This is a genomic window from Paracoccus sp. R12_2, from assembly GCF_017744015.1.
GTDB lineage: Bacteria > Pseudomonadota > Alphaproteobacteria > Rhodobacterales > Rhodobacteraceae > Paracoccus.
The window spans coordinates 111,761-135,851 of sequence record NZ_JAGHRA010000001.1 but is presented as its reverse complement, the minus strand read 5'-3'; the positions used below and the strand labels follow the sequence as shown (position 1 = coordinate 135,851).

General features: G+C 64.1%; 27 protein-coding genes. 17 read left to right on the top strand and 10 right to left on the bottom strand.

Translation table 11 applies throughout. From position 1 onward, the window contains the following. The 6 genes from J7359_RS00645 to J7359_RS00620 form a co-directional block, all read right to left on the bottom strand. Complete coding sequence (locus tag J7359_RS00645) at positions 1 to 306, bottom strand: urease subunit beta (protein WP_209054600.1); 306 nt, start codon at positions 304 to 306, stop codon at positions 1 to 3. A 2-nt stretch (positions 307 to 308) separates the two neighbouring features. After that, the gene (locus J7359_RS00640) at positions 309 to 872 is read right to left on the bottom strand and encodes a HupE/UreJ family protein (RefSeq protein WP_209054599.1); all 564 of its coding nucleotides are present in this window, start codon (positions 870 to 872) and stop codon (positions 309 to 311) included. Position 873: 1 nt separating this feature from the next. Beyond that, on the bottom strand, positions 874 to 1,185 hold the full coding sequence (locus J7359_RS00635) for an urease subunit gamma (RefSeq protein WP_209054598.1): 312 nt from the start codon (positions 1,183 to 1,185) through the stop codon (positions 874 to 876). A 2-nt stretch (positions 1,186 to 1,187) separates the two neighbouring features. Then, on the bottom strand, positions 1,188 to 2,003 hold the full coding sequence (locus tag J7359_RS00630) for an urease accessory protein UreD (protein ID WP_209054597.1): 816 nt from the start codon (positions 2,001 to 2,003) through the stop codon (positions 1,188 to 1,190). A gap of 159 nt (positions 2,004 to 2,162) precedes the next feature. After that, on the bottom strand, positions 2,163 to 2,918 hold the full coding sequence (locus tag J7359_RS00625) for a GNAT family N-acyltransferase (RefSeq protein WP_209054596.1): 756 nt from the start codon (positions 2,916 to 2,918) through the stop codon (positions 2,163 to 2,165). Positions 2,919 to 3,018: 100 nt separating this feature from the next. Next, positions 3,019 to 4,134, bottom strand: coding sequence for an AI-2E family transporter (locus J7359_RS00620; RefSeq protein WP_209054595.1), 1,116 nt, complete (start codon positions 4,132 to 4,134; stop codon positions 3,019 to 3,021). Between the two features lie 173 nt (positions 4,135 to 4,307). Here J7359_RS00620 and ndk point away from each other — a divergent pair, with 173 nt between their 5' ends. The 6 genes from ndk to dps all read left to right on the top strand — a co-directional run bounded on the left by ndk (position 4,308) and on the right by dps (position 8,231). Beyond that, positions 4,308 to 4,730, top strand: a complete 423-nt coding sequence (gene ndk / locus J7359_RS00615) for a nucleoside-diphosphate kinase (RefSeq protein ID WP_209054594.1) — start codon at positions 4,308 to 4,310, stop codon at positions 4,728 to 4,730. Positions 4,731 to 4,858: 128 nt separating this feature from the next. Next, positions 4,859 to 5,425 (top strand): tyrosine-protein phosphatase, encoded by a 567-nt coding sequence (locus J7359_RS00610; RefSeq protein ID WP_209054593.1) that lies wholly within the window; start codon positions 4,859 to 4,861, stop codon positions 5,423 to 5,425. Between the two features lie 76 nt (positions 5,426 to 5,501). Then, positions 5,502 to 6,428, top strand: a complete 927-nt coding sequence (gene fabD, locus J7359_RS00605; protein ID WP_209054592.1) for an ACP S-malonyltransferase — start codon at positions 5,502 to 5,504, stop codon at positions 6,426 to 6,428. 44 nt (positions 6,429 to 6,472) lie between these two features. Next, positions 6,473 to 7,210 (top strand): 3-oxoacyl-ACP reductase FabG, encoded by a 738-nt coding sequence (gene fabG / locus J7359_RS00600; RefSeq protein WP_209054591.1) that lies wholly within the window; start codon positions 6,473 to 6,475, stop codon positions 7,208 to 7,210. Positions 7,211 to 7,380: 170 nt separating this feature from the next. Further along, positions 7,381 to 7,614 carry an acyl carrier protein gene (locus J7359_RS00595; RefSeq protein ID WP_136856302.1) on the top strand — a complete coding sequence of 78 codons (234 nt, stop codon included), beginning with the start codon at positions 7,381 to 7,383 and terminating at the stop codon, positions 7,612 to 7,614. Positions 7,615 to 7,757: 143 nt separating this feature from the next. Then, entirely contained in the window at positions 7,758 to 8,231 is a 474-nt protein-coding gene (dps, locus tag J7359_RS00590; RefSeq protein ID WP_209054590.1) for a DNA starvation/stationary phase protection protein Dps, read from the top strand. A gap of 108 nt (positions 8,232 to 8,339) precedes the next feature. On the opposite strand, the gene J7359_RS00585 is transcribed toward dps, so the two are convergent. Next, positions 8,340 to 9,158 carry a sulfotransferase family protein gene (locus J7359_RS00585; protein WP_209054589.1) on the bottom strand — a complete coding sequence of 273 codons (819 nt, stop codon included), beginning with the start codon at positions 9,156 to 9,158 and terminating at the stop codon, positions 8,340 to 8,342. 157 nt (positions 9,159 to 9,315) lie between these two features. Here J7359_RS00585 and J7359_RS00580 point away from each other — a divergent pair, with 157 nt between their 5' ends. Continuing rightward, positions 9,316 to 10,893: a DUF5928 domain-containing protein gene (locus tag J7359_RS00580; protein WP_209054588.1), complete on the top strand. Its 1,578-nt coding sequence runs from the start codon at positions 9,316 to 9,318 to the stop codon at positions 10,891 to 10,893. A 14-nt stretch (positions 10,894 to 10,907) separates the two neighbouring features. Continuing rightward, complete coding sequence (locus J7359_RS00575) at positions 10,908 to 11,291, top strand: HIT domain-containing protein (RefSeq protein WP_209054587.1); 384 nt, start codon at positions 10,908 to 10,910, stop codon at positions 11,289 to 11,291. 3 nt (positions 11,292 to 11,294) lie between these two features. On the opposite strand, the gene J7359_RS00570 is transcribed toward J7359_RS00575, so the two are convergent. Continuing rightward, positions 11,295 to 12,218: an ABC transporter ATP-binding protein gene (locus J7359_RS00570; RefSeq protein WP_209054586.1), complete on the bottom strand. Its 924-nt coding sequence runs from the start codon at positions 12,216 to 12,218 to the stop codon at positions 11,295 to 11,297. A gap of 147 nt (positions 12,219 to 12,365) precedes the next feature. Between J7359_RS00570 and J7359_RS00565 the strand changes: the two genes are divergently transcribed. The 3 genes from J7359_RS00565 (at position 12,366) to J7359_RS00555 (ending at position 16,474) form a co-directional block, all read left to right on the top strand. Then, the gene (locus tag J7359_RS00565) at positions 12,366 to 12,554 is read left to right on the top strand and encodes a zinc-finger domain-containing protein (protein ID WP_209054965.1); all 189 of its coding nucleotides are present in this window, start codon (positions 12,366 to 12,368) and stop codon (positions 12,552 to 12,554) included. A gap of 180 nt (positions 12,555 to 12,734) precedes the next feature. Beyond that, positions 12,735 to 15,539 (top strand): DNA polymerase I, encoded by a 2,805-nt coding sequence (gene polA, locus J7359_RS00560; RefSeq protein WP_209054585.1) that lies wholly within the window; start codon positions 12,735 to 12,737, stop codon positions 15,537 to 15,539. Continuing rightward, complete coding sequence (locus J7359_RS00555) at positions 15,539 to 16,474, top strand: cation diffusion facilitator family transporter (protein ID WP_209054584.1); 936 nt, start codon at positions 15,539 to 15,541, stop codon at positions 16,472 to 16,474. The genes polA and J7359_RS00555 overlap by 1 nt, the downstream gene beginning before the upstream one ends. Here the strand turns inward: J7359_RS00555 and hemN are convergent. After that, the gene (gene hemN / locus J7359_RS00550) at positions 16,471 to 17,826 is read right to left on the bottom strand and encodes an oxygen-independent coproporphyrinogen III oxidase (RefSeq protein WP_209054583.1); all 1,356 of its coding nucleotides are present in this window, start codon (positions 17,824 to 17,826) and stop codon (positions 16,471 to 16,473) included. The genes J7359_RS00555 and hemN overlap by 4 nt on opposite strands. 20 nt (positions 17,827 to 17,846) lie before the next feature. Here hemN and J7359_RS00545 point away from each other — a divergent pair, with 20 nt between their 5' ends. Continuing rightward, a complete protein-coding gene (locus J7359_RS00545) occupies positions 17,847 to 18,626 on the top strand; it encodes a transcriptional regulator FnrL (protein ID WP_209054582.1) in 780 nt (259 codons plus the stop codon). A gap of 237 nt (positions 18,627 to 18,863) precedes the next feature. Continuing rightward, a complete protein-coding gene (locus tag J7359_RS00540; protein ID WP_209054581.1) occupies positions 18,864 to 19,070 on the top strand; it encodes a cold-shock protein in 207 nt (68 codons plus the stop codon). A 203-nt stretch (positions 19,071 to 19,273) separates the two neighbouring features. On the opposite strand, the gene J7359_RS00535 is transcribed toward J7359_RS00540, so the two are convergent. Continuing rightward, a complete protein-coding gene (locus J7359_RS00535) occupies positions 19,274 to 20,113 on the bottom strand; it encodes a universal stress protein (RefSeq protein WP_209054580.1) in 840 nt (279 codons plus the stop codon). Between the two features lie 202 nt (positions 20,114 to 20,315). Here J7359_RS00535 and ccoN point away from each other — a divergent pair, with 202 nt between their 5' ends. The 4 genes from ccoN to ccoP are packed head-to-tail and all read left to right on the top strand — an operon-like array spanning position 20,316 to position 23,876. Beyond that, positions 20,316 to 21,920 (top strand): cytochrome-c oxidase, cbb3-type subunit I, encoded by a 1,605-nt coding sequence (gene ccoN / locus J7359_RS00530; protein WP_209054579.1) that lies wholly within the window; start codon positions 20,316 to 20,318, stop codon positions 21,918 to 21,920. 12 nt (positions 21,921 to 21,932) lie between these two features. Further along, the gene (gene ccoO / locus J7359_RS00525) at positions 21,933 to 22,658 is read left to right on the top strand and encodes a cytochrome-c oxidase, cbb3-type subunit II (protein WP_209054578.1); all 726 of its coding nucleotides are present in this window, start codon (positions 21,933 to 21,935) and stop codon (positions 22,656 to 22,658) included. A gap of 10 nt (positions 22,659 to 22,668) precedes the next feature. Next, entirely contained in the window at positions 22,669 to 22,857 is a 189-nt protein-coding gene (locus tag J7359_RS00520; RefSeq protein ID WP_209054577.1) for a CcoQ/FixQ family Cbb3-type cytochrome c oxidase assembly chaperone, read from the top strand. After that, on the top strand, positions 22,857 to 23,876 hold the full coding sequence (gene ccoP, locus J7359_RS00515; protein ID WP_209054576.1) for a cytochrome-c oxidase, cbb3-type subunit III: 1,020 nt from the start codon (positions 22,857 to 22,859) through the stop codon (positions 23,874 to 23,876). Before J7359_RS00520 ends, ccoP begins: the two co-directional genes overlap by 1 nt. Positions 23,877 to 24,091: the final 215 nt, after the last annotated feature.

Sequence of the window (24,091 nt, the reverse complement as noted above, 5' to 3'; positions counted from 1 at the left end):
CTACAGCGCCTCCATGATGTCTTGGCGGAATCCCTGCACGACGCGGTCGCCGGCATAGGGGATCAACTGGACCTCGCGCGACTGGCCGGGTTCGAACCTGACGGCGGTGCCCGCCGGGATCGACAGGCGCATGCCGCGCGCGGCGGCCCGGTCGAAATCCAGCGCGGGGTTGGTTTCGGCGAAATGATAGTGGCTGCCGACCTGGATCGGGCGGTCGCCGGTATTGGCGACCATGACCGTGACCGGGTCCCGGCCCTGATTCAGCGTGATCTGGCCTTGGGCGGGCAGGATTTCACCGGGGATCATGGTCAACCCCCGAAGGCCAGCGCCAGACCGGCCAGCGCGGTGCTGCCGCCAAGTCCGCGCAGCAGCGCGCCCCGCCGCAGCAGCCGGCCCGCGCCGATGCCCGCCAGATGCAGCGCCATCGTCATCAGCGCGAAACCCGCGGCATAAGGGATCATGCCACTGGCCGGTCCTTCGGCGCCATGCGCCCAGCCATGCGCGACGCCGAACAGCGCCACACCCGGCAGCAGCAGGCCAAGCGGCGGGCGGGCGGCCATCGCCACCAGCACGCCCAGAATGACGACCGAGGCCAGGATCATCGGCTCGACCCCCGGAAAGGGAAGCCCGGCATAGCCCGACAGCCCGCCCGCGATCATGCTGCCGACGAAGGTCAGCGGCAGCGCCCAGGCCCCACGGCCGCCGAACTGCGCGGCCAGAAGGCCAAGCGCGACCATCGCCAGCAGATGGTCCGCGCCGCCGACCGGATGCGACAACCCGCCGAGGAACTGGCCCTGATCATGGCCGGGATGGGCCAGTGCGGCCTGCGGCAGCAGAAGGGCTGCTGCGGTGATGCGCGGGATGTTCTTCATGTCAGGCCTCTTGCCGGATGGGGTGGTGGACGGTCACCAGCTTGGTGCCGTCGGGAAAGGTCGCCTCGACCTGCACGGAGTCGATCATCTCGGGCACGCCGTCCATGCACTGGCCGGCCGTGATCACATGCGCGCCGGCCTGCATCAGGTCGGCGACCGAACGGCCGTCGCGCGCGCCCTCGACCACGAAATCGGTGATCAGCGCGATCGCCTCGGGGTGGTTCAACCTGACGCCGCGCTGCAATCGGCCACGGGCGACCATGGCGGCGACCGAGACCAGCAGCTTTTCGCGTTCGCGGGGGGAAAGATTCATCGTCAGACCTGCCAGATACGGGGAAGGGGATCGGGGCGCAAAGCGGCCAGAAGGCGGGTGACCTGTCGCCGCAGCGGCCAGCCGTCGGCGGCCAGCAGGCGCAGGATCAGACGGCCGGGGGGGGCGCTGGCGGCGGCGGTGACGCCGGGTTCGTCCAGCAGGCCACGCGCGCGGTCAAGAAGGTCGGCGGCGTTGGGCGCGATCACCGTCAGGGTGGACATCGCGCGGGCACCATCCAGCATCGCCGCATCGGCCAGGCGGGGCAGCGCCGCATCGTCCAGCGCCAGCGCGTCGTTATGGACCACCCGTCCCGCGCGCCGCACGATGCGCCGGTCGGTCAGCGACAGGCGCGACAGACGCTCGCCCATCGCCAGCCGTCCCAGCACGACGGTTTCCAGCAGCATGCAGCCAGCGTCCGGCGCCAGATCGATCCGGGTTTCGCGGGTCAGCCGCGCGCCATCGAACAGGATGGTTTCCTGTGGCAGCCAGTCCAGCCACGCACCCTGACCGACCCGCAGATGCACGGCGGCGCGGGCCGGACCCGCCTCGGCGCGATAGGCGCGTTCGGCGGTCTGGGTGGTGGCCAGCGCCCGCGTGCCGGGACGCAGATCGACGCCGAATTCCAGCCGGTCGCCGGATGCCAGACCGCCCGAGGTGTTCAGGAACACGATCTCGGGCAGGCCCGCCGTCATCCGCGGCAGCATCGCCTTGGCCGATCCCGATTGCGCAAGATCGACGATGCCGCGCGGCCCCATGACGACATGCGCGCGGCCGCTGCTACGCTGCATGATCAGAGAGGGGGCGGGTGTGTCGAACATGGCGCGAGAGGGCGCCCGGCACAGGTCAAGGTCAATGCGCGAGGCGACCGGCGCTGCCCGGATAGCGGGCAGGAATACCGTCAGTGCAAACGATCGGCGCAACCTGCCCGCATTTCGGGCAGTTCTTGCGTGGCGGGACGCCGGGGCGCGGTCGCCGCGTCAGCCAGAGACTGCCCGCAGCAACCGGCGGCGCGCGGGGGGGATCGCGCGGATCTCGACGCCGGTGAAGACATGCATGGTGCGCAGGGTCGGATCGACCACCGCGTGATCGCTGACCCAGCCGCCCATCGCCAGATAGCTGCGCAGCAAGGGCGGCATGGCAGCCATGGCGCGTTTCGGGTCGGGCTTGCGCAGGCGCAAGGCGCGCGCGAAACGGAAGACCTTGGGCGCCTTGACCCGCGGCCACCATCTGCGCGGGGCAAGATGGCGTTCCTTCAGCATCGCGAATGCCTCGGCATGGTCTTCGGGTTCGGTGCCCACGAAGCTGGAACAGCCGAACAGCATCTCGATTCCCGCCTCGTCGACATGGCGGGTCATGGCGGCCCATGCGGTGCGGATGATGTCGGGGTCGCGGAATTCGGGATGGATGCAGAACCGCCCCATCTCGACCATCGGGCCGTCAAAGGATTCCAGCGCCGAAAGGTTGTAGAACTGTGCCGAGTAGCTGCGCGCGATCTCGGACCCGCCGGACAGCGGAAGAAAGCGATAGCAGCAGACAAGCTGGCCGGTTTCCACCATCTCGATCATCATGTGCAGGCAATCGTCGTCCAGCCGGTCGGCGTCGATCTGCAATCCGTCGTCCACCGCACCGTTGCGCGCGACGAAGCAAAGCCAGCGCAGTCGCTGCGCGGCGCCGATGTCTTCCGGGGTCTCTGCCAGCCTCGCCCGGTAACGGCCTCTGCGAAATGGCTGCATGTCGGATGCGCCTCTGTTGCCTTGGCCCAAGCACTAGCCAGATGTTGTGTCATTTCCGCGAAAGCGCAACGTCTGGATGCGGTTTTTCCGGACCGCCTGCCTAATCCGTGTCCCGTGTGCCTCGGGCGGGAAGGGAATCGCCCAGAACATCCTCGACATACAATCTCTGGACCAGAATGATCGAGACCAGCAGAAGCGGTGTCGCAAGGATGATGCCGAACAGCCCGAACAGGCTGCCGAAGGCGACAATCGCAAGCACCGTCAGCACCGGCGGCAGATGGGCGGCGTATTTCTGGATCATCGGCATCAGGACATTGCCCTCGATCTGCTGGATGACCACGAACAGAAGCGTGACATAGGCGGCCTGATCGACGCCCTGGGTCAGTGCGAACATCACCGCGGGGATCCCCGACATGAAGGGGCCGATCACGGGGATGATGTTGGTCAACCCGGCGATCAGGCCCAGAACCATCGCAAGCGGCACACCCAGCAGCCACAGCCCCAGTCCGGTCAGCAACGCGACCACCAGCATGTCCAGCGCCTGTCCGCCCATCCACCGTGCCAGTGCGTTACCGCATTCGTCCAGGATTCCGGCCGCGCGGTCACGGTAGAACAGCGGGATCAGCCGCAGGAAACCACCGCGATAGCTGGGCGCGTCCAGCGCCAGGAAGATGGCCATCGTCAGCATCAGCACCAGGTTGGCCAGACCGCCGAATACCGTGGTTATGGTTCCGGTCAGGTATCCGAAGATCGACGGGATCCCGCCGGAACCGCCCGAGGATTCTCCGTTGCCCGATGAGGGGTCGATCCGCCGTTCGATGAACTGTCCGATGCTGCTGCCTTCCAGCCAGTCGCTGACCTGCCGCCACGCGGCGGGCAGGCTTTTCAGAAGTTCGTTGAACTGCTGGGATACGGCGGGGCCTGCTGCGGTGAACAGCCCGGCGAAGATCGCGGCAGCGATCAAAGCGGTCAGCAGCACGCCCGGTTTGAACGGCAGGCCAAGGCGGCGGTTCAGCACCCGCGCCCCGCCACGCAGCGCAATCGCCAGAAGGATCGCCGCAAAGCCCATCAGAAGCACGCTGGACCATGTCCAGATCGCCGCCAGCAGAAGGCCGATGGCAAAGACCGCGATGATCGTCGCGAATGGCACGTCGCGCAGGCCGGAACGGCCGGCGCGGTCTGATGGTTCGGGTCGGTCGGTCGGTCGGCTGGACATCGCGGCACCTTCTTTTCGGACGCGGTTCAGGGCAAGTCCTAGCATGTTTCGGGAGGGGCGAAAGGGTCGGGGTGGTCCGGCCTGTCCTTGCCCGTGGGGGACAAGCCTGCTAACGGGGCGCGGATTTCACAGGCGGGCGGAGCAGGTCCCCCGCATTCAGACAAGGTAGAGACATGGCCACCGAACGGACCCTTTCGATCATCAAGCCCGATGCGACCAAGCGCAACCTGACCGGCAAGATCAATGCCAAGTTCGAAGACGCGGGTCTGCGCATCGTCGCGCAGAAGCGCATCAAGCTGTCGCCCGAACAGGCCGGCAAGTTCTACGAGGTTCACAAGGATCGCCCCTTCTACGGCGAACTGGTCGAGTTCATGGCGTCCGAGCCGGTCGTGGTGCAGGTGCTGGAAGGCGAGAACGCCATTGCCAAGAACCGCGAAGTGATGGGCGCCACCAACCCGGCGAATGCCGACGAGGGCACCATCCGCAAGGAATTCGCGCTGTCGGTCGGTGAAAACTCGGTCCACGGGTCGGACGCGCCGGAAACCGCCAAGGAAGAGATTGCCTTCTTCTTCTCGGGTCTTGAACTGGTCGGCTAAGCTGCCGCGATACAGCATCCAGGAAAGGCGTCCCACGGGGCGCCTTTTTTCATGCGCTCTCGGTGTTGTTATCCTTGAACGGGCGGCGCGGTGCTATCGCGGACGGGCGATCTGGATCGGAGATAGGCATGTGGCGATGGATCAGGCGCTGCCTTGCTGGCGTTGGCGTGGTGATGGCGGCGGCGATCATTTATCTGGCCTATCTGCAGCTTAGCGGAAATTTTCATGCGGTCGTCGCGGGCGAGGTGTATCGTGCGGCGCAGATGGACGGGCAGCGGCTGGCGCGCTGGAAGCGCGAGCACGGCATCGCCACGGTGCTGAACCTGCGCGGGGAAAATACCGGCGCGGACTGGTACGAGGCCGAGCGCGGCGTGGCCGAGCGGCTGGGCATCGGGCATATCGATTTTCGCATGTCCGCGGCGCGTTCGCTGGATCGCGCACAGGTTCAGGACCTGTTGCAGGTCATGCGGGATGCGCCAAAGCCGCTGTTGATCCATTGCATGGGCGGGGCTGACCGGACCGGGCTTGCCTCGGCGCTGTATGTCGCCGGGATCGCCGGCGGTGGCGAGGAGGCGGCGGAATGGCAGTTGTCGCCGATCTTCGGACATATCGGCATTCCGGGGCTGAGCCGTGCCTATCCCATGGACGTCACCTGGGAAGACATGGAACCCTGGCTGGGCTTTCCCGACAGCTAGGCCGGGTGCTGTCAGTTGCGGCAAGGCCCCGTGCAAGGTATGCCGTTTCTCGGGAACATATTTTCAGGGGGCCGCAATGCGGGCATTCGTCTTTCCGGGGCAGGGGGCGCAGACCATCGGGATGGGTCGTGAACTGGCCGAGGCCTATCCGGCCGCGCGCGACGTATTCGATCAGGTGGACGAAGCCTTGGGCGAAAAACTGTCCGATCTGATCTGGACCGGCGATATCGAGACCCTGACCCTGACCCAGAACGCGCAGCCTGCCCTGATGGCCGCGTCGATGGCCGCGTTCCGTGCGCTGGAGGCCGAGGGTCTGGGCATTCAGGAAGCGAACTATGTCGCGGGGCATTCGCTGGGCGAATATTCGGCCCTGTGCGCGGCCGGGTCGCTGAGCCTTGAGGATACGGCCCGGCTGTTGCGGCTGCGCGGACAGGCCATGCAAGAGGCCGTGCCGGTCGGGCAGGGCGCGATGGCCGCGATCCTGGGGCTGGATTTCGACACCGTCGATCGGATCGCACGCGACATCGCCGGCGACGAGGTCGTGCAGGCCGCGAATGACAACGATCCCGCGCAGGTGGTCATTTCGGGACACAAGCAGGCGGTCGAACGTGCCGCCGCCGCTGCGAAAGAGGCCGGGGCCAAGCGCGCGCTGATGCTGCCTGTGTCGGCGCCGTTCCATTCCGTGCTGATGCAACCGGCGGCGGCGGTGATGGCCGATGCGCTGGCCGGGGTGGACATCCAGCCGCCCGCCGTGCCGCTGATCGCCAATGTGCGCGCCGAGGCGGTGATCGAACCCGGCGCGATCCGCAGGCTGCTGGTCGAACAGGTCACCGGCACGGTGCGCTGGCGCGAATCCATCGTCAATCTTGCCGAGGCCGGCGTGACCGAGTTCTGGGAGATCGGCGCGGGCAAGGCGCTGTCGGGCATGATCAAGCGGATCGCGAAAGAGGCGACGGTGAAGAATATCGGCACGCCTGCGGATATTCTGGCGCTGAAGGGCTAAGACCGCCCGTTTCCGGGTATTTGGGCAAAGAAGAAGGGGCAGAAATGTTCGATCTGACGGGAAAAAATGCGCTGGTGACCGGCGCATCGGGCGGCATTGGCGGCGCGATCGCCGAGGCGCTGCATGGCGCCGGCGCGACCGTCGCGCTGTCGGGCACGCGCGAGGCGCCGCTGCGCGAGCTGGCGGACAGGCTGGGCGAGCGGGCGCATGTGGTGCCGGCGAATCTGTCGGATGCCGAGGCGGTGGTCGCGCTGCCGAAAGCGGCGGCCGAGGCGATGGGGTCTGTCGACATCCTGGTCAACAATGCCGGGATCACGCGCGACAACCTGTTCATGCGCATGTCCGACGAGGAATGGGCGCAGGTGCTCGAGGTGAATCTGACCAGTGTGTTCAGGCTGTCGCGGGCCGTCCTGCGCGGCATGATGAAGGCGCGCTGGGGTCGCATCGTGAACATCACATCGGTCGTGGGCACCACCGGCAATCCGGGGCAGGGCAACTATGCCGCGGCCAAGGCCGGCCTGGTCGGCATGTCGAAATCGCTGGCCTACGAGGTCGCAAGCCGGGGCATCACCGTCAACTGCGTGGCCCCGGGTTTCATCGAGACGGCGATGACCGACAAGTTGAACGAGGACCAGAAAGGCAAGATCCTGACGCAGATTCCCGCAGGCGCCATGGGCACGCCGGGCGACATCGCGGCGGCGGTCACCTATCTGGCCAGCCCGGACGCGGGCTATGTCACCGGCGCGACGCTGCACGTCAATGGCGGCATGGCAATGGTCTGAGGCGGCTTGGCAACGCTGCAACGCGGCGCGAGAATCCGTTGAAAACAGGTTGCATGAGCGTTCATGGGTGCTATATGCCCGCCTTTAGCAGCAGGGGAACCGCCCTGTGCCGAACCGGGCCAATGCCCGCGCAAATCTTGGGCGGATGCCCGCGAGAATGAGGATATGACATGAGCGATATCGCTGATCGCGTGAAGAAGATCGTGGTTGAGCATCTGGGCGTCGACGAGGACAAGGTTGTCGAAACCGCTTCCTTCATCGACGATCTGGGCGCAGACAGCCTCGACACCGTCGAGCTGGTCATGGCTTTCGAGGAAGAGTTCGGTATCGAGATCCCGGACGACGCCGCCGAAACCATTCAGACTGTCGGCGATGCGGTCACGTTCATCAAGGGCGCGGTCTAAGACGACGCGTTTCTGGACGACGGCATTTCAAACGGCGTCTTCCCTTGCGGGAAGGCGCCGTTTTCGCATGTCCGCGTTGCGGCGATGGACGGAACCCGGTCGGGCGCTTCCGTGTTGTCGCATCAAACCGGAAGGAGTTTGAAATGGCTGTCAATCTGCAAGGACTGAAGGATAACGCCCGCAAAGCGGCGATTTCGGAATTGAACGCACGGCTTGCCGACGCCTTGGCGCTGGGTATGGCGATCAAGCAGGCGCATTGGAACGTGAAGGGCAGGAACTTCATCGCCGTGCACGAGCTGTTCGACTCCGTCTATGCCAATAACCAGGAGCATGTCGATGTGATGGCAGAGCGTGTCCAGATTCTGGACGGCGTCGCGGTCGGAACCGCCGATGAGGTCGCAAAAAAATCCTCGATCGAGCCTTATCCGACCGATCTGACCAAGGCCGAGGATCATCTGCGCGCGATCTGCGACCGCATGCGCGATTATGGTGCCAAGCTGCGCGAGGGGATCGACAAGACCGACGAGGCAGGCGACGCCGACACAGCCGACATCCTGACTGCGGCCTCGCGAACCGCCGACAAGGATCTTTGGTTCATGGAAAGCCATCTGGAGTGATCTGCTGAGCCACACGGCGGCTGCATCGCCGGTAGGGCTTGGTCATTCGTCATAGGCGGAGGACGGTGCTCTTGCGCTATCCTTCGCCGAGGTCCGCTGCAGCCGGGTTCAGCGCCCCAACTTGGCGTGGACTTCGTCCAGATCGATCTCTCCGATCGGGAACTTGTTGTCCGGATCGTCGAAGTCATAGCGGAACATTTGGAAATCGTCCTTGTAGATTTCCCAGATCAGATGCCGCGACAGATCGTCGAAATAATCGCTGACCTTGTGGGCGCGCTTCGGCCCATGACCTTCGGATTCGTTGAAACGGGGCACCTGCGCCAGATCGATGCTGACCGGGGTTTCACATGCGTCAAGAACCTGCTGCATGCCGTCATTGAAGGTTTCGGTGTAGAAGATCCGATCGTAGCGACCGCCGTTGACGATGAAGGTCGAAATATGCCCTGACATGGCCGACCAGTGGATGTCCGGCTCCATCGGGCGGCGAAAGCGGATCGTGTCGCGGGCGAACAACAGGAAGCGTCGGAAGCTTGCGACCTGATCGAAGTCGAACCCGTTTTCGGGGCTGCCGACATCGATCCCGTATCGCTGGACAAGTTGCGGCACCAGATTGCCGCGATAGCGTCGGCCGTTGCGCTGGATCCCGGCGATCTTGTCGAAGAACGAGGACAGGATGCGCGCGTAGGGGTTGCGCACGCAGGTGAAGGTCGGCGCGGAATGGTCGCGCACGGCATGGCTGATCAGGGGCTGGCTGTCCTCTCGGGACCATTTGTGCAGACCGTCGCTGGCATCATGGATGTCGCCGTCGAAAAACTGCCCGTGATCCGAATAGAACATGATCTGGCCGATGGTCGAACAGGCGCATTTCGGCACCACCCGATAGATCATGCTTTCGCTTTCGGTCATCCATACGCCGGGAAAGCCCATCACCATTACTCCGTTCCGTCGGCACCGCAGCATGGCGCGACTTGCCTCGCCCGGCTTGCCCGCGCGCTGAAAATGTTTAGAGACAGAAATCAAAACCCGAGGGGATTTTCAATGTTTTCCCTTCGATCGTCCGAAGTCGGTGGAAGTTCCGTCCCATATGGCCCGTATCGCCTTCATCCTTCTGGCCCACAAGGACCCGCGCGGTGTCATCGATCAGGCCAGGCGGCTGACAGCTTCCGGTGATTTCGTTGCCATCCATTATGACCGGAATGCGCCCGCCGAGGATGACACTGCGATACGCGCCGCGCTGGATGGAAATCCACGGGTTGCCTATGCCGCGAGGCGACTGAAATGCGGCTGGGGCGAATGGTCGCTTGTGGCTGCGACGCTGGAAGCCCTGCGGGCCGCCGAGCAGGCGTTTCCGCAGGCATCGCATTTCTACATGCTGTCCGGCGATTGCATGCCGATCAAATCCGCCGAATATGCCCGGGCGTTTCTGGACGCCGAGGATTGCGATTATATCGAGACCTGCGATTTCTTCGAAAGCGACTGGATCAAGACCGGCATCAGGGAAGAACGGCTGGTCTATCGCCACTGGTTCAACGAACGGTCACAGAAGGCGTTGTTCTATGCCAGTATGAACTGGCAGAAGCGGCTTGGCCTGCGGCGCGGCCTGCCCGAAGGCCTGCAGATGATGATCGGGTCGCAGTGGTGGTGCCTCAGACGCCAGACGGTCGAGGCGGTGCTGGACCTGATCAGATCGCGACCGCAACTGATCCGTTTCTTCAAAACGACGTGGATTCCGGACGAGACCTTCTTTCAGACCCTGGTCGCCCATGTCGTGCCAAAGGACCGCATCCGGTCAGGTTCGCCGACGTTCCTGATGTTCACCGATTACGGCATGCCCGTCACGTTCTACAACGACCACTATGATCTTCTGCTGCGTCAGAATTTCCTGTTCGCACGCAAGATCAGCGCCGAGGCGCTGCACCTGCGCGCGCGTCTGGGAGAGATCTGGCAGGCGAAGGGCGTCGAGTTTCCCATCTCGGCCGAAGGGCCGCGGTTGTTCGCCTTCCTGACCGGTCGTGGACGGATCGGACGGCGTTTTGCGCCGCGTTTCTGGGAAGCCGAGAGCAGTCTGGGACGAGCCCGCGTCGTCCATCTGATCGTTGCAAAGAAATGGCACGTCGCCAAACGGCTGACCGCGCGGATCCGCGAGACGACGGCGGTCCCGGCGGTGGACTATATCTTCAACGAAATCGACGCGGGATTGCCCGACATGGGGGGCGTGGCGTCGACGGTCGACAAGCGCCAGCGCCATCGGCGTGCGCTGGTCAGGCTGTTGTTCGAACAGTTCGAATCGCGGCATCTGGTGCTGTGCCTCGATCCCTCGGCGCTGAGCCTGATCAGCGATTTCGCCAATGACCGTGCCGAGGTTCGCATCCTGTTCATCGACACGTTCTTCGACGATGACTATCTGCGCGGCCACATGCGGCGTGTGGGCTTGATCGGCGCCACGACGCCCGACGAGGTCGTTCGCCGGCTTCTGCCCGTGGTGCGCGACGATCTGGACCATGAGGCCGAGCTTCTGCGCGATATGGGATTTGCGCGCTTCGAGGCGATCACTCCCGAGGCGCCCCAGGACCGCAATGCGCTGTCCCTTCAGCGCTTTCTGGATGTATCGTCCGAAATCGCGCAGGATCTGGCCGCGACACCACATCTTTTCGCTGACTGACGAGGACAGAGGCCATGGCATACAACTATGACGACAGCAATATCTTCGCCAGGATCTTGCGTGGTGAGATCCCCAACGACACGGTTGCCGAGAACGATCATGCGCTGGCGTTCCGCGATATCGCCCCCAAGACGCCGGTTCATGTGCTGGTGATTCCCAAGGGCCGCTATGTCAGCTTTGACGATTTTTCCGCCAATGCCCCTGACGCCGAAATCGCCGGGTTCATGCGGCTGTGCGCCGAGGTCTGCGCCAAGGAAGGCGTGTCATTGGATGACGGCAATTCCGGGTTTCGCGCGATCACCAATGCGGGCACGCATGGCGTGCAAGAGGTTCCGCATTTCCACCTGCATATCATGGGTGGCAGGTCGATGGGGCCGATGATCGCGTTGCGGGACTAGGTCTCAGTCGCGCGTCATCTCGACGAAGACATCTTCCAGATCGGGCTGTTCGCTGGCGACGTCGATGATCGGAACGCCTGCGCCGCGCAGCGCGTCCAGCAATTGATCGGCCCGGATCCGTGACGGCGGATAGCTGATCGCCAGCCGCCCGTCATCGCGCCATTCGGCGCGCGCGCCTGCGGGCAGGTCGGGGATACGGGCCCGCCCGCCCGAATCGATGATCAGCGTCTTGCCGTCCGCGCGGCCCAGCAATTCGCGCGTGCCCTGACGGACGATCAGTTCACCGTGGTTGATGATGGCGATCTCGTCGCACATCTGTTCGGCCTCTTCGAGGTAATGCGTGGTCAGGATGATCGTCATCCCCGCCTGATTCAGCCTGCGGACATTGTTCCACAGCATTTCGCGCAGGGTGATGTCCACGCCGGCCGTCGGTTCGTCCAGCACAAGGATCTGCGGACGGTGGACCAGCGCCTTGGCCAACAGCAGCCGCCTGCGCATGCCGCCAGACAGGTTCCTTGCATAGGCATTGGCCTGATCGGTCAGGCCGACCAGTTCCAGCAGTTCGTCGGTCCAGCGTTCGGATTTCGGCACCCCGTAAAGCCCGGCCTGCACTTCCAGGCTGGCGCGGGGCGTGAAGAACGGGTCCATGTTCAGTTCCTGCGGCATCACCCCGATGGCGGCACGTGATTGCCGTGGGTTGACGTCCTGATCGAAGCCCCAGATCGTCACCTTTCCCGCCGTCTTGTTGACCAGACCGGCAAGGATGTTGATGAGCGTCGACTTGCCCGCGCCATTCGGCCCCAGCAGGCCGAAGATGCTGCCGGACGGAATGGACAGGTCAATGCCCTTCAAGGCCTCCTTGGCGGGGGCGTTGCCCTGTGCGCGATAGGTCTTGCGCAGTCCGGAAATGTCGATGGCGTTGGTCATGGATCGGTCCTGGCGGAGCTTGCGAAGGCAGGGTGCGCTGCGGTAATGGGGTTAGACCAGATGATGCAAGCCGCCACAAGAAGGCCAGCCATGACCGAATATGTGCTACCCGAGAACCCGCTGTCGACCGGACAGGAGCTTGCCGAGCTGAAATTGCCCGCGCCGGAAGAGGTGGTGGTGACGAAGTGGCGCGTATCCTGCGACGGGGACGATGCCGCGGGGCTGGGCCATCCGCGGGTCTGGCTGGCGATTTCGCCCGATACCGGGTTTGTCGATTGTGGATATTGCGACAAGCGCTTCGTCATTGATCGCGACCACGCCGGCGACGACCACTGAGGGCACCGTCACGCCGGTTGCGTCCCGCGACGGCGAAGCCTTGTCGACCCCCATCGAGGGGGATCGCCAAGGCTGGGCGGCTGGCGCCGCCCGGAACCCGTATCAGGCCGCCGCGCCCCTTTGCGCCGGCCACGGCTTTCTGCCAGAACGGTCCGCGACACCGCGAAAGGACCGATCCCCATGACCCAGGACGCGCCCGAATTCGGCAAGGGCTGCCATCTGCATCTGATCGACGGCTCGGCCTTCATCTTCCGCGCCTATCACGCCTTGCCGCCCCTGACGCGCAAATCCGACGGTCTGCCGGTCGGCGCGGTCGCCGGGTTCTGCAACATGCTGTGGAAATACGTCACTGACGAACGCGGCAGCGACGCGCCCACCCATGCGGCGGTGATCTTCGATCATTCGGCCAAGACCTTTCGAAATGAGATCTATGACCTCTACAAGGCCAATCGGCCCGAACCGCCCGAGGATCTGCGGCCTCAATTCCCGCTGACGCGAGAGGCGACGCGCGCCTTCAACATCTCGTGCATCGAGGTCGAGGGCTATGAGGCCGACGATATCATCGCGACGCTGGCCTGTCAGGCGCGCGATGCCGGAGGTGCGGTGACGATCATCAGCAGCGACAAGGATCTGATGCAGCTGGTCGGCGACGGCGTCGACATGCTGGACCCGATCAAGGCCAAGCTGATCGGTCCCGACGAGGTGCGCGAGAAATTCGGTGTCGGACCGGACCGGGTGGTGGATGTGCAGGCACTGGCCGGCGATTCGGTCGACAATGTGCCCGGTGCGCCGGGCATCGGCATCAAGACCGCCTCGCAGCTGATCAACGATTTCGGCGATCTCGAGACGCTGCTGGCGCGGGCCGAGGAGATCAAGCAGCCCAAACGTCGGCAGACCCTGATCGACCACGCCGAGCAGATCCGGATCTCGAAGCGGCTGGTGCAACTGGATTGCGACACGCCGCTGGATTTCACCCTGCAAAGCCTTGAGGTGCGTGATCCGGACGCGGATGCGCTGCTGGGTTTCCTGACCGAGATGGAATTCCGGACCCTGACCGCGCGGGTGGCCGAGAAGCTGGGCGCGGAAGCGCCGGTCGTGATATCGTCCCCACCATCCGAGGCCCCCGCCGCCCCCGAACGACCCGCCATCGATTCGACGGGCTATGACTGCGTGCGCGACCGCGACGCGCTGGACCGCTGGATCGCGCAGATCCGCGAGGCGGGCCATGTCGCCATCGACACCGAAACCACCGGGCTGGACGAGATGCAGGCCGATCTGGTGGGCATTTCTTTGTCAGTCCATGCGGGTCACGCCTGCTATATCCCGGTTGGCCACGTCGCGGGCAGTGACGACCTGTTCGGCGCGGCCGCGCCGGTCGACGGGCAGCTGCCGATGGGTGAGGTGCTGGAGGCGCTGAGGCCGGTGCTGGAGGACGCGGCCATCCTGAAGATCGGCCAGAACGTCAAGTATGACTGGAAGATCCTGGCCCGGCACGGCATCCGCATGGCACCGATCGCCGACACCATGCTGATGTCCTATGCGCTGAACGCGGGCACGCATAATCACGGCATGGACGAGCTGGCCGAGCGTTACCTGGGCCACAGGTGCATTCCCATCAAGGACCTGATCGGCAGCGGCAAGTCGCAGATCGGTTTCGCGCAGGTCGCGATCGACAAGGCCACGCCCTATGCCGCCGAGGATGCCGAGGTCACGTTGCGCCTGTGGCAGCATTTTGCCCCGATGCTGCCGTCCGAGAAGGTGACGACCGTCTATGAGACGCTGGAACGCCCGATGGTGCCCGTGCTGGCCGACATGGAAATGGCCGGCATCCGCGTCGATGGCGAACATCTGAAACGGATGTCGAACGCCTTTGCCCAGAAAATGGCGCAGCTTGAGGACGAAATCCACCAGCTTGCGGGCGAGAAATTCAATGTCGGCAGCCCCAAGCAACTGGGCGAGATCCTGTTCGACAAGATGGGGCTGGAAGGCGGCAAGCAGGGCAAGACCGGTGCCTATTCGACCAGCGCCGATGTGCTGGAGGATCTGGCCGTCGAACATGACCTACCGGCACGCGTTCTGGACTGGCGTCAGACAGCCAAGCTGAAATCCACCTATACCGACGCGTTGCCGACCTATGTGCACCCCGATACGGGGAGGGTCCATACAAGCTATTCCATCGCCGGGGCGCAGACCGGTCGGCTGGCCTCGACCGATCCGAACCTGCAGAACATCCCGGTGCGCAGTGAGGAAGGCCGCCGCATCCGCGAGGCGTTCGTGGCCGCGCAGGGACATCGGCTGGTCAGCCTGGACTATAGCCAGATCGAATTGCGGATCCTGGCGCATGTCGCGGAAATTCCGGCGCTGAAACAGGCTTTCAAGGACGGCATCGACATTCACGCGATGACCGCCAGCCAGATGTTCGGCGTTCCGGTCGAGGGGATGGACCCGATGATCCGCCGTCAGGCCAAGGCGATCAATTTCGGGGTGATCTACGGGATTTCGGGTTATGGCCTGTCGCGCAATCTGCGCATCCCGCGTGCCGAGGCGCAGGACTTCATCAACACCTATTTCGAACGCTTTCCGGAAATCCGGGACTATATGGACAAGACCGTGGCAAACGCGAAAGAGGCCGGTTTCGTCACGACGCTGTTCGGGCGCCGAATCAATACGCCCGGCATCAACCAGTCCGGTCCGGCTGCCGGCGGGGCGCGCCGTGCGGCAATCAACGCGCCGATCCAGGGCGCTGCGGCAGATATCATCCGCCGCGCGATGATCCGCATGCCCGAGGCGATCCGCGACCTGCCGGCACGAATGCTGCTGCAGGTCCATGACGAACTGGTCTTCGAGGTCGAAGACGCCGCCGTGGATGACCTGATCGCGGTCGCACGCAGAGTGATGGAAAACGCCGCCGCACCGGCCGTGCAACTGTCGGTTCCCCTGGATGTCGATGCGGGCAGCGGGGCAAACTGGGCCGAGGCGCATTGATGGGACATTCGCACGGCCACGCACACAGCCCCGCACACGGGCACCACCATCACCACGCATTGGGCGGTGACGGCGCGATCGGCTGGGCGGTCGCTGTCAATCTGGCGCTGACGGCGGCCCAGATCTTCGGTGGGCTGATCGCCGATTCGACCGCATTGATCGCGGACGGCGTTCACAACCTGTCGGATGCGCTGGCGCTGGTGCTGGCCTTCGGGGCCCGCCGTCTGGCGCGTCGTGCCGCGACGCCCGATTTCAGCTTCGGCTGGGGCCGGGCCGAGATCGTGGCGGCCTTCGTCAACTATCTGGCGCTGATCGCCGTGTCGGTCTGGCTGGCGATCGAGGCGTTCGGTCGGCTGGCCGATCCGCCGCAGGTGGCGGGCGGGCTGGTCATGGCGCTGGCCGGATTTGCGCTGATCGTCGATCTGGCGACCGCCGCGCTGGTCTTCCGGCTGTCGAAGGATAGCGTGAATATCCGCGCGGCATTCCTGCACAACCTGGCTGATGCGGGCGTTTCGGTCGCGGTGATCCTGGGCGGCGCGCTGATCTGGGCCTTCGGCTGGAATCTGGCAGACCCGATCCTGACACTGGCCATTTCTGTGGTGATCCTGTGGCATATCGCGCTTGAGATCGGGCCGGTGTTCCGGATGCTGATGCTGGCCGCGCCGCCGGGCAGCGATCCTTCGCGCGTGATCGCGGCGCTGCGCGACCTGCCGGGCGTCCATGACGCCCATCACCTGCATCTGTGGCAGATCGACGAACGCCGCAGCGCCGCCTCGGTTCATCTGGTGGTGGGGGCAGGCGATTTCGCGGCGATCACGCTGCGCGCCAAGGACGTGCTGCGACGCGATTTCGATATCGGTCACGCCACGATCGAGATCGAGAAGCCCGATGCTTGTGCCGACGATGCGGTGACGGCGCGGGACGAGGCGTCCTAGACGGCGGGGGAATGGTTGCCGGCGGTGGCGGCATAGCCGTCCAGCGCCTGCGCGATCAGGCGCGTCAGGGGACGGCCTTCGGGCAGGATCGCAAAGCCCGCGTCGTCCAGTCGGACCATGCCGCCGAAACGGGATGCGATGGGCATGAAGATGTCTTGCAGCGTCGCTGCAGACAGCGAGTGATCGCGCATCATTTCCGCGGTATCGACGCGGAAATCGCACATCAGCGCCTCGATCATGCGTCCGCGCCAACGATCCTCGGGTGAGAAGACATGCCCGCGCGCCACGGGCAGCCGACCGGCCTGCACTGCCGCCGTATAGGCCCCGGTGCCCGGGATATTCTGCGCATAACCCTGCGGATAGCGCGAAATCGAGGATGCGCCCAATCCGATCAGCACATCGGCGCGATCATCGGTATAGCCCTGAAAGTTTCGGCGCAGGCGCCGTTGGTCGCGCGCCCGCGCCAGTCCGTCCGTGGGACGGGCGAAATGATCTATCCCGATGCTCATGAAGCCGTCGGCGTGAAGCAACCGGCGCGCCGTATCGAACAGGGCAAGCCGCGCCTCGTTGTCGGGCAGGGCATGGTCAGGGATCATCACCTGACGTTTCGACATCCACGGCACATGAGCATAGCCATAAAGCGCGATCCGGTCGGGCCCCAGCGCCATGACCTTCTGCACGGTGTCCGAGATGCGCACGGGATCCTGATGGGGCAGGCCGTAAAGGATGTCGGCATTCAGGCTGGTGATCCCGTGGCTGCGGATCAATCGCACCGCACTGGCCGTCACCTGAAAGCTTTGATCGCGTCCGATGGTCTTCTGGATCAGCGGATCGAAATCCTGAATGCCGATCGAGGCGCGGTTCATGCCTGCCTTGGCCAGCGCGGCCATTCGGGGCGCGTCGATCTCGGCCGGGTCGATCTCGACCGAGAACTCGCCGCCCTTGGCCATCGGGAAGCTGTCGAAGATCGCCGCGGCAAGCTGCCGTATCAGTTTCGCAGGCAGCAATGTGGGCGTGCCGCCACCCCAGTGCAGCCGCGACAGCCTGACACCGGCGGGCATCCTGTCGCGAAGCTGGGCCAGTTCGGCCAGCAGCGTCGCGACATAGGCATGAACCGGATCAAGGCTCTGCGTGCCTTGCGTGCGGCAGGCGCAGAACCAGCACAGCCTGCGGCAGAACGGCACATGAATGTACAACGAGATCTGGGCACCCGCCGGAACCGCGTCGATCCAGCCGGTGACACGCGCCGGGTCCACCGCAGTCGAAAACTGCGTGGCGGGGGGATAGCTGGTGTAACGCGGCGCGCGCGCGTCAAACAGTCCCAGTTGTCTCAGTTGCGAAAGGGTGCTCATGAACGTATCATTCCACCAGAATGAGCGCGCAAGCATTGACCCAGATCAACCGAATCAAGGTTCCCGCGGATGTGACGGCCTCGACCAATTGCGTCGAGTGCCCGATCCGTTACCGTGCCGTCTGCGCGCGATGCGAAGCCGACGAATTGTCGCGGCTGGAAGAGATCAAGTTCTATCGCAGTTTCGAACCCGGTCAGCCGATCGTCTGGGGGGGCGACCGGATGGATTTCGTCGCATCCGTCGTCAGCGGCGTCGCAACGCTGACCCAGACGCTGGAAGACGGCCGAACACAGATGGTCGGCCTGCTGCTGCCAAGCGATTTCCTGGGTCGACCGGGACGGGATCGCGCCGCCTATGATGCCGTGGCGATCAGCCGGGTCGTGCTGTGCTGTTTCCGGCGCAAGCCGTTTGACGACATGATGACGGCGATGCCGCATCTGTCGCAACGCCTGCTTGAGATGACGCTGGACGAACTGGACGCGGCGCGTGAATGGATGCTGCTGCTTGGCCGGAAGACCGCGCGGGAAAAGATCGCGTCGTTCATTGCGATCGTCGCGCGCCGCGAAGCGTCGCTGCAGGAAAGCAAGCCCGGCGGGCGGATGAAGATCGAATTGCCGCTGACCCGCGAGGCGATGGCGGATTATCTTGGTCTGACCCTGGAAACGGTCAGCCGGCAGATCAGTGCCTTGAAACGCGAAGGCGTGATCGAATTGCAGGGCAAGCGTGGCGTCCTGTTGCCGGATTTCGCGCGCCTGGTCGGGGAATCGGGCGACGATTCGGACGGCGGCTGGATCGCCTGAACCATCGGGATCGGACACCGGGGGCCGTGCTGCCGCTCGCGCTTATGGCCCGGCCAGCCATGATCGGGCCTTTATTTGCGTTGGCCAGTTGCGAACGCGCCCGGAACGCCCTATATAGGCGTGGCTACGTTATCTCTGCTTCGATCTGTCTCCCTAATCGGCTTCAGTCTTCGAGTTTGATCTGACCAGCCGGGCCGCCGCAGTTCCGCGGGCGGCATTTTCTAAGGAGACATCACGATGGCCAACGGCACCGTGAAATGGTTCAACGCAACTAAAGGCTTCGGCTTCATCCAGCCGGAAAACGGCAAGCGCGACGTGTTCCTGCACATCTCGGCAGTCGAGCGCTCGGGTCTGCCCCACCCGCAGGACGGCCAGGCCGTGACCTTCGACATCGAAACCGGCCGTGACGGTCGCGAATCGGCGTCGAACCTGCAGTTCGTCTGATCGATCGAACGACGTTCCGGATTTTCCGGGACACAGCGTTCGTTTGAATGACCGGAATTCGGAAAAGGGCGGCATTCTTGCCGCCCTTTTTCATGCGTTGATCGTGTTTCTTTTTGCCCCGGATGGCGGCGCCGCGGAATTGCGACCGTCCTGATGAGGACCACGATTTGCACCCATCGGACTGATCCTGCGGCGTTTGCGGTTCACCGCGCCATGAATACCGGAACGTTGTTCTTTTCCAGCATGTTGCGGGTCGCGCCGCCCAGAATCGCCTCGCGGAAGCGCGAGTGGCCATAGGCGCCCATCACGATCATCTCGGCGTCGATTTCCGTGGCCCGTCGGATCAGCTCGTCACTGATGGCGGGCGCGGTTCGGGCCAGCACCGCAATTTCGGCCCGCACGCCGTGTCGCGTCAGCATCTGGGTCAGCGCGCCGCCCGGATCGGACCGTTCCGGTCCGCCGCGGCGCGGATCGACGACGGTGATTTCGACTGTTTCGGCCTGTTTCAACAATGGCAGGGCGCGCCGCACCGCGGCCAGCGCCTCGACCGACTGATTCCATGCCACCAGGATGCGGCGCGGAGGTTGGTCGGATAGTCCGGTATCGGGTAGTATCAGCACGGGGCAGCCGCCTTCGAACAGGGCTGCTTCGGTCACCGCCTCGGCATCGCCCGGCGCATCGCCACCATAGGGACGCCCCAGCACGGTCAGGTCCGAGAATCGCGCCCGCATCCCGACCAGGTTCGCGATACCACCGATCTGCGCGACGGCCGAATCGACCGACCAGCGCAGATCGGCGGCGGACACCAGATGCCTGCGCACGGCCTGTTCCAGCGATTCGGCCTGCTCCATCGCGGAATCTATCGCCTCCTGAAACGCGTAGGGGGTGCCGCCGGGGAAATAATATCCGGCCTGGCTGTGATCGATTCCCAGACACAGGATATCCAGATGAGCGTCCTCGCGCACGGCCAATGCGGCCGCCGCGTCCAGTTGCGGTGTCTGCCGTTTCTCGGTCAGCACGGTCAGGATCGTCTTGTAAGCCATCTCAGCCTCCTTGCACCTCGGTTGTGGACACGCTGGCGCGTCGGGGCGAACGACGCCTTGATCCGAATCAAGTGACGAGTTTGACGCAGATCAAGGTTTCGCGACCGTAGTCTTCGTATTGCCTGACGATGAAGCGCAGGCGCCAGTGCCGCGACTCGTCGCAATCGTGGTGCGGCCTTCATCGAACGGGACACGGGAAACCATGTGGAATTATGTCAAACTGATCTTGCTTGGGCTGGTCGCGCTTGCGGCTGCGATCGGCGCAAATCTGGCGCGCGACCCGGCCTACATGGTCAACGCGCTGACCGTCATGCTGGTCGCCGCAGGGATGTTCGTCTGGACGCTTCGCCGTATCGATGAACCGAACGTGCCGCCTAACGCAGATGAATACATGGACGACGTGGTGCGGGCCGGTGTGATCGCCACGACCTTCTGGGCGGTGATCGGATTTCTGGTCGGCGTGGTGATCGCGTTCCAGCTTGCGTTTCCCGCCCTCAACCTCAGCGACCTGACGCAGGGGTATACCAATTTCGGCAAGCTGCGCCCGCTGCACACCAGCGCGGTCATCTTCGCATTCGGCGGCAATGCCCTGATCGCGACCTCTTTCTATGTGGTGCAGCGCACTTCGGCGGCGCGGCTGTGGGGCGGAAACGCCGCCTGGTTCGTGTTCTGGGGCTATCAACTGGTGATCGTTCTGGCGGCGACGGGCTATGTTCTGGGCGCCACGCAATCCAAGGAATATGCGGAACCGGAATGGTATGTGGACTGGTGGCTGACCGCCGTCTGGCTGGTCTATCTGGCCGTCTTCCTGGGCACGATCGTCAAGCGGAAAGAGCCGCATATCTATGTGGCGAACTGGTTCTACCTGGCCTTCATCGTGACCATCGCGATGCTGCACGTGGTCAACAACCTGTCGATCCCGGTCAGCATCTTCGGTTCGAAGTCCGTGCAGGTGTTCTCGGGCGTTCAGGACGCGATGGTGCAGTGGTGGTATGGCCACAACGCCGTCGGCTTCTTCCTGACCGCCGGGTTTCTGGGAATGATGTATTACTTCATCCCCAAGCAGGCCGAGCGTCCGGTCTATAGCTACAAGCTGTCGATCATCCACTTCTGGGCGCTGATCTTCCTGTATATCTGGGCCGGGCCGCACCACCTGCATTACACGGCGCTGCCGGAATGGGCCTCGACGCTGGGGATGGTGTTTTCGATCATGCTGTGGATGCCGTCCTGGGGCGGCATGATCAACGGCCTGATGACCTTGTCGGGGGCCTGGGACAAGCTGCGCACCGATCCGATCATCCGCATGATGGTGGTGGCCGTCGGTTTCTACGGCATGTCCACGTTTGAAGGCCCGATGATGTCGATCAAGGCCGTCAACAGCCTGTCGCATTATACCGACTGGACCATCGGCCATGTTCATTCCGGCGCACTTGGCTGGAACGGCATGATCACCTTTGGTGCGCTTTACTATCTGGTGCCGCGGCTGTGGGGGCGCGAACGGCTTTACAGCCTGTCGCTGGTCAGCTGGCATTTCTGGCTCGCGACGATCGGGATCGTTCTCTACGCCGCCTCGATGTGGGTGACCGGGATCATGGAAGGGCTGATGTGGCGCGAGGTCGACAGCCAGGGCTTCCTTGTGAACGCCTTCGCCGACACCGTGGCCGCCAAGTTCCCGATGTATGTGGTCCGCGCGCTGGGTGGGGCGATGTACCTCGCCGGAGGATTGATCATGGCTTACAATCTTTGGGCGACCGTCGCGAGACAACCCAAGGCGTATCACACGGCAATCGCCGTGCCGGCCGAATAAGGGGGTCGAACGATGGCAATTCTGGAAAAGCACAAGATCCTGGAAAAGAACGCCTCGCTGCTGCTGGTATTCTCGTTCCTGGTGGTCACGATCGGCGGCATCGTGCAGATCACGCCTCTGTTCTATCTTGAGAACACGATCGAGAAGGTCGAAGGCGTCCGTCCCTATACCCCGCTGGAACTGACCGGGCGTGACATCTATGTGCGCGAAGGCTGCTATGTCTGTCACAGCCAGATGATCCGGCCGATGCGGGACGAGGTGGAACGCTATGGTCATTACAGCCTTGCGGCCGAATCGATGTATGACCATCCGTTCCAGTGGGGCTCGAAACGCACCGGCCCCGACCTGGCGCGCGTCGGCGGGCGCTATTCGGATGAATGGCATGTCGACCACCTGACCGACCCGCAATCGGTGGTGCCTGAATCGATCATGCCGAAATACGGCTTTCTGTCGGATCGCATCATCGGCGCGCAGCATGTCGCGCAGAGGCTGGAAACCGACGCCATGGTCGGCGTGCCCTACAGCGATGACATGATCGCCGCCGCGGTCGAGGATTTCCGGGCGCAGGCCGACCCCAATGCAGACGCATCAGGGATGCAGGACCGCTATCCCGGCGCGCAGCAGCGCAATTTCGACCGTCAGCCGCAGGTGACCGAGATGGATGCGCTGGTGGCCTATCTTCAGGTTCTGGGCACGATGGTCGATTTCTCGACCTTCAACCCCGATGCGCCGCGCTGAGGAGACACAGATGGAAACCTATTCTTTCCTGCGTCAACTGGCCGACAGCTGGGTGCTGCTGCTGCTGACGCTGTTCTTCGTGGGGGTGGTTCTGTTCGTGTTCCGCCCCGGCGCCCGCAGGGCCCAGAAAGACGCCGCCGAAAGCATCTTTCGCCACGAGACCCGCCCCGCCGAGGCTGACGACAAGGAGGGCCGGTGATGGCCGACGACAAGGACAAGACGCCGGACAGCGACGATCGGATCGCGCTTGAACGCGCGGCCGCCGATGCCGAACATGCAGCCAAGATGACCGGCGACATCCCGCCGCGCCGCGCCGCCGACGCGCCCGAGGCGCCACGCCACCGGCGCAAGGGTCGCCACGGTGTCGCTGTGCAGGCCGAGGTACCCTCGACCGGGCATGAATGGGACGGCATCACCGAATACGACAACCCGATGCCGCGATGGTGGCTGTGGACGTTCTACGCGACGATCATCTGGTCGATCGGCTATGTCATCGCCTATCCGGCGATACCGCTGGTCAATCAGGCGACGCAGGGCCTGTTGGGGACCAACACCCGCCAACAGGTCGCGGCCGAGATCCAGCATTTCGATCAGGCCAACGCAGCCGTGCAGACGCGTCTGGCCTCGGTCGAGCTGGACCAGATCCCGGGCGATGCCGAGCTGATGAACTATGCCACGAATGCCGGTGGCGCGGTGTTCAGGACATGGTGCGCGCAGTGTCACGGATCCGGGGCCGGCGGCGCGCGCGGATACCCCAACCTGCTGGACAACGCATGGCTGTGGGGTGGCACGCTGGAGGATATCCACCTGACCCTGCAGCACGGAGTTCGCGATCCGCAGGATCCGGACACTCGCTATTCCGAGATGCCGGCCTTTGGCCGCGATGAATTGCTGGAGGGCACGCAGATCGACCAGGTGGTCGACTATGTCCTGTCCTTGTCCGATCTGCCGCACGACCAGATGGCGGCAGCTGCGGGCGAGGTGGTGTTCCAGGACAACTGCGCGGCCTGCCACATGGAGGACGGCACCGGCGACCGCACGCAAGGTGCACCGAACCTGGCCGATGCTGTCTGGCTGTATGGCAGCGACCCGCAGACGATCCGCCGGATGGTTCAGGAAGGCCCCTACGGCGTCATGCCGGCATGGTCGTCGCGCCTGTCCGAGGCCGATATCCGTGCGGTCGCGGCATATGTTCACGGTCTGGGCGGCGGCGAATAAGCCGCCCGGCCAATCCGGTTCACGCTGCCACTTGGCGTGAAAGCGGTCGTCCCCGTCCTGTTCGCGCGTTCCTGGGGACGACCGCACAACAAATCGCCTGGGCGGGCCAAAGGTTCCGCTTTCCGGCCACGACCTTTCGCAAGGCAGCGCCCGTGCGAAAGACGCCGGTCCCCGATTGTTCGCGCGTTCCTGGGGGCCGGCGGAATATCCTTCAG

Excerpts from the sequence above, each read along its gene's own strand:
- dps (WP_209054590.1), top strand. The coding sequence starts at position 7,758 with ATGGCTGTCAATCTGCAAGGACTGAAGGATAACGCCCGCAAAGCGGCG.
- J7359_RS00610 (WP_209054593.1), top strand. The coding sequence starts at position 4,859 with ATGTGGCGATGGATCAGGCGCTGCCTTGCTGGCGTTGGCGTGGTGATG.
- J7359_RS00580 (WP_209054588.1), top strand. The coding sequence starts at position 9,316 with ATGGCCCGTATCGCCTTCATCCTTCTGGCCCACAAGGACCCGCGCGGT.
- J7359_RS00575 (WP_209054587.1), top strand. The coding sequence starts at position 10,908 with ATGGCATACAACTATGACGACAGCAATATCTTCGCCAGGATCTTGCGT.
- J7359_RS00635 (WP_209054598.1), bottom strand. The coding sequence starts at position 1,185 with ATGAATCTTTCCCCCCGCGAACGCGAAAAGCTGCTGGTCTCGGTCGCC.
- polA (WP_209054585.1), top strand. The coding sequence starts at position 12,735 with ATGACCCAGGACGCGCCCGAATTCGGCAAGGGCTGCCATCTGCATCTG.
- J7359_RS00620 (WP_209054595.1), bottom strand. The coding sequence starts at position 4,134 with ATGTCCAGCCGACCGACCGACCGACCCGAACCATCAGACCGCGCCGGC.
- ndk (WP_209054594.1), top strand. The coding sequence starts at position 4,308 with ATGGCCACCGAACGGACCCTTTCGATCATCAAGCCCGATGCGACCAAG.
- J7359_RS00625 (WP_209054596.1), bottom strand. The coding sequence starts at position 2,918 with ATGCAGCCATTTCGCAGAGGCCGTTACCGGGCGAGGCTGGCAGAGACC.
- fabD (WP_209054592.1), top strand. The coding sequence starts at position 5,502 with ATGCGGGCATTCGTCTTTCCGGGGCAGGGGGCGCAGACCATCGGGATG.
- J7359_RS00535 (WP_209054580.1), bottom strand. The coding sequence starts at position 20,113 with ATGGCTTACAAGACGATCCTGACCGTGCTGACCGAGAAACGGCAGACA.
- J7359_RS00585 (WP_209054589.1), bottom strand. The coding sequence starts at position 9,158 with ATGGGCTTTCCCGGCGTATGGATGACCGAAAGCGAAAGCATGATCTAT.
- fabG (WP_209054591.1), top strand. The coding sequence starts at position 6,473 with ATGTTCGATCTGACGGGAAAAAATGCGCTGGTGACCGGCGCATCGGGC.
- J7359_RS00555 (WP_209054584.1), top strand. The coding sequence starts at position 15,539 with ATGGGACATTCGCACGGCCACGCACACAGCCCCGCACACGGGCACCAC.
- J7359_RS00640 (WP_209054599.1), bottom strand. The coding sequence starts at position 872 with ATGAAGAACATCCCGCGCATCACCGCAGCAGCCCTTCTGCTGCCGCAG.
- ccoP (WP_209054576.1), top strand. The coding sequence starts at position 22,857 with ATGGCCGACGACAAGGACAAGACGCCGGACAGCGACGATCGGATCGCG.
- J7359_RS00545 (WP_209054582.1), top strand. The coding sequence starts at position 17,847 with ATGAGCGCGCAAGCATTGACCCAGATCAACCGAATCAAGGTTCCCGCG.
- J7359_RS00570 (WP_209054586.1), bottom strand. The coding sequence starts at position 12,218 with ATGACCAACGCCATCGACATTTCCGGACTGCGCAAGACCTATCGCGCA.
- J7359_RS00645 (WP_209054600.1), bottom strand. The coding sequence starts at position 306 with ATGATCCCCGGTGAAATCCTGCCCGCCCAAGGCCAGATCACGCTGAAT.
- hemN (WP_209054583.1), bottom strand. The coding sequence starts at position 17,826 with ATGAGCACCCTTTCGCAACTGAGACAACTGGGACTGTTTGACGCGCGC.
- J7359_RS00520 (WP_209054577.1), top strand. The coding sequence starts at position 22,669 with ATGGAAACCTATTCTTTCCTGCGTCAACTGGCCGACAGCTGGGTGCTG.
- J7359_RS00595 (WP_136856302.1), top strand. The coding sequence starts at position 7,381 with ATGAGCGATATCGCTGATCGCGTGAAGAAGATCGTGGTTGAGCATCTG.
- J7359_RS00630 (WP_209054597.1), bottom strand. The coding sequence starts at position 2,003 with ATGTTCGACACACCCGCCCCCTCTCTGATCATGCAGCGTAGCAGCGGC.
- ccoO (WP_209054578.1), top strand. The coding sequence starts at position 21,933 with ATGGCAATTCTGGAAAAGCACAAGATCCTGGAAAAGAACGCCTCGCTG.
- J7359_RS00540 (WP_209054581.1), top strand. The coding sequence starts at position 18,864 with ATGGCCAACGGCACCGTGAAATGGTTCAACGCAACTAAAGGCTTCGGC.
- ccoN (WP_209054579.1), top strand. The coding sequence starts at position 20,316 with ATGTGGAATTATGTCAAACTGATCTTGCTTGGGCTGGTCGCGCTTGCG.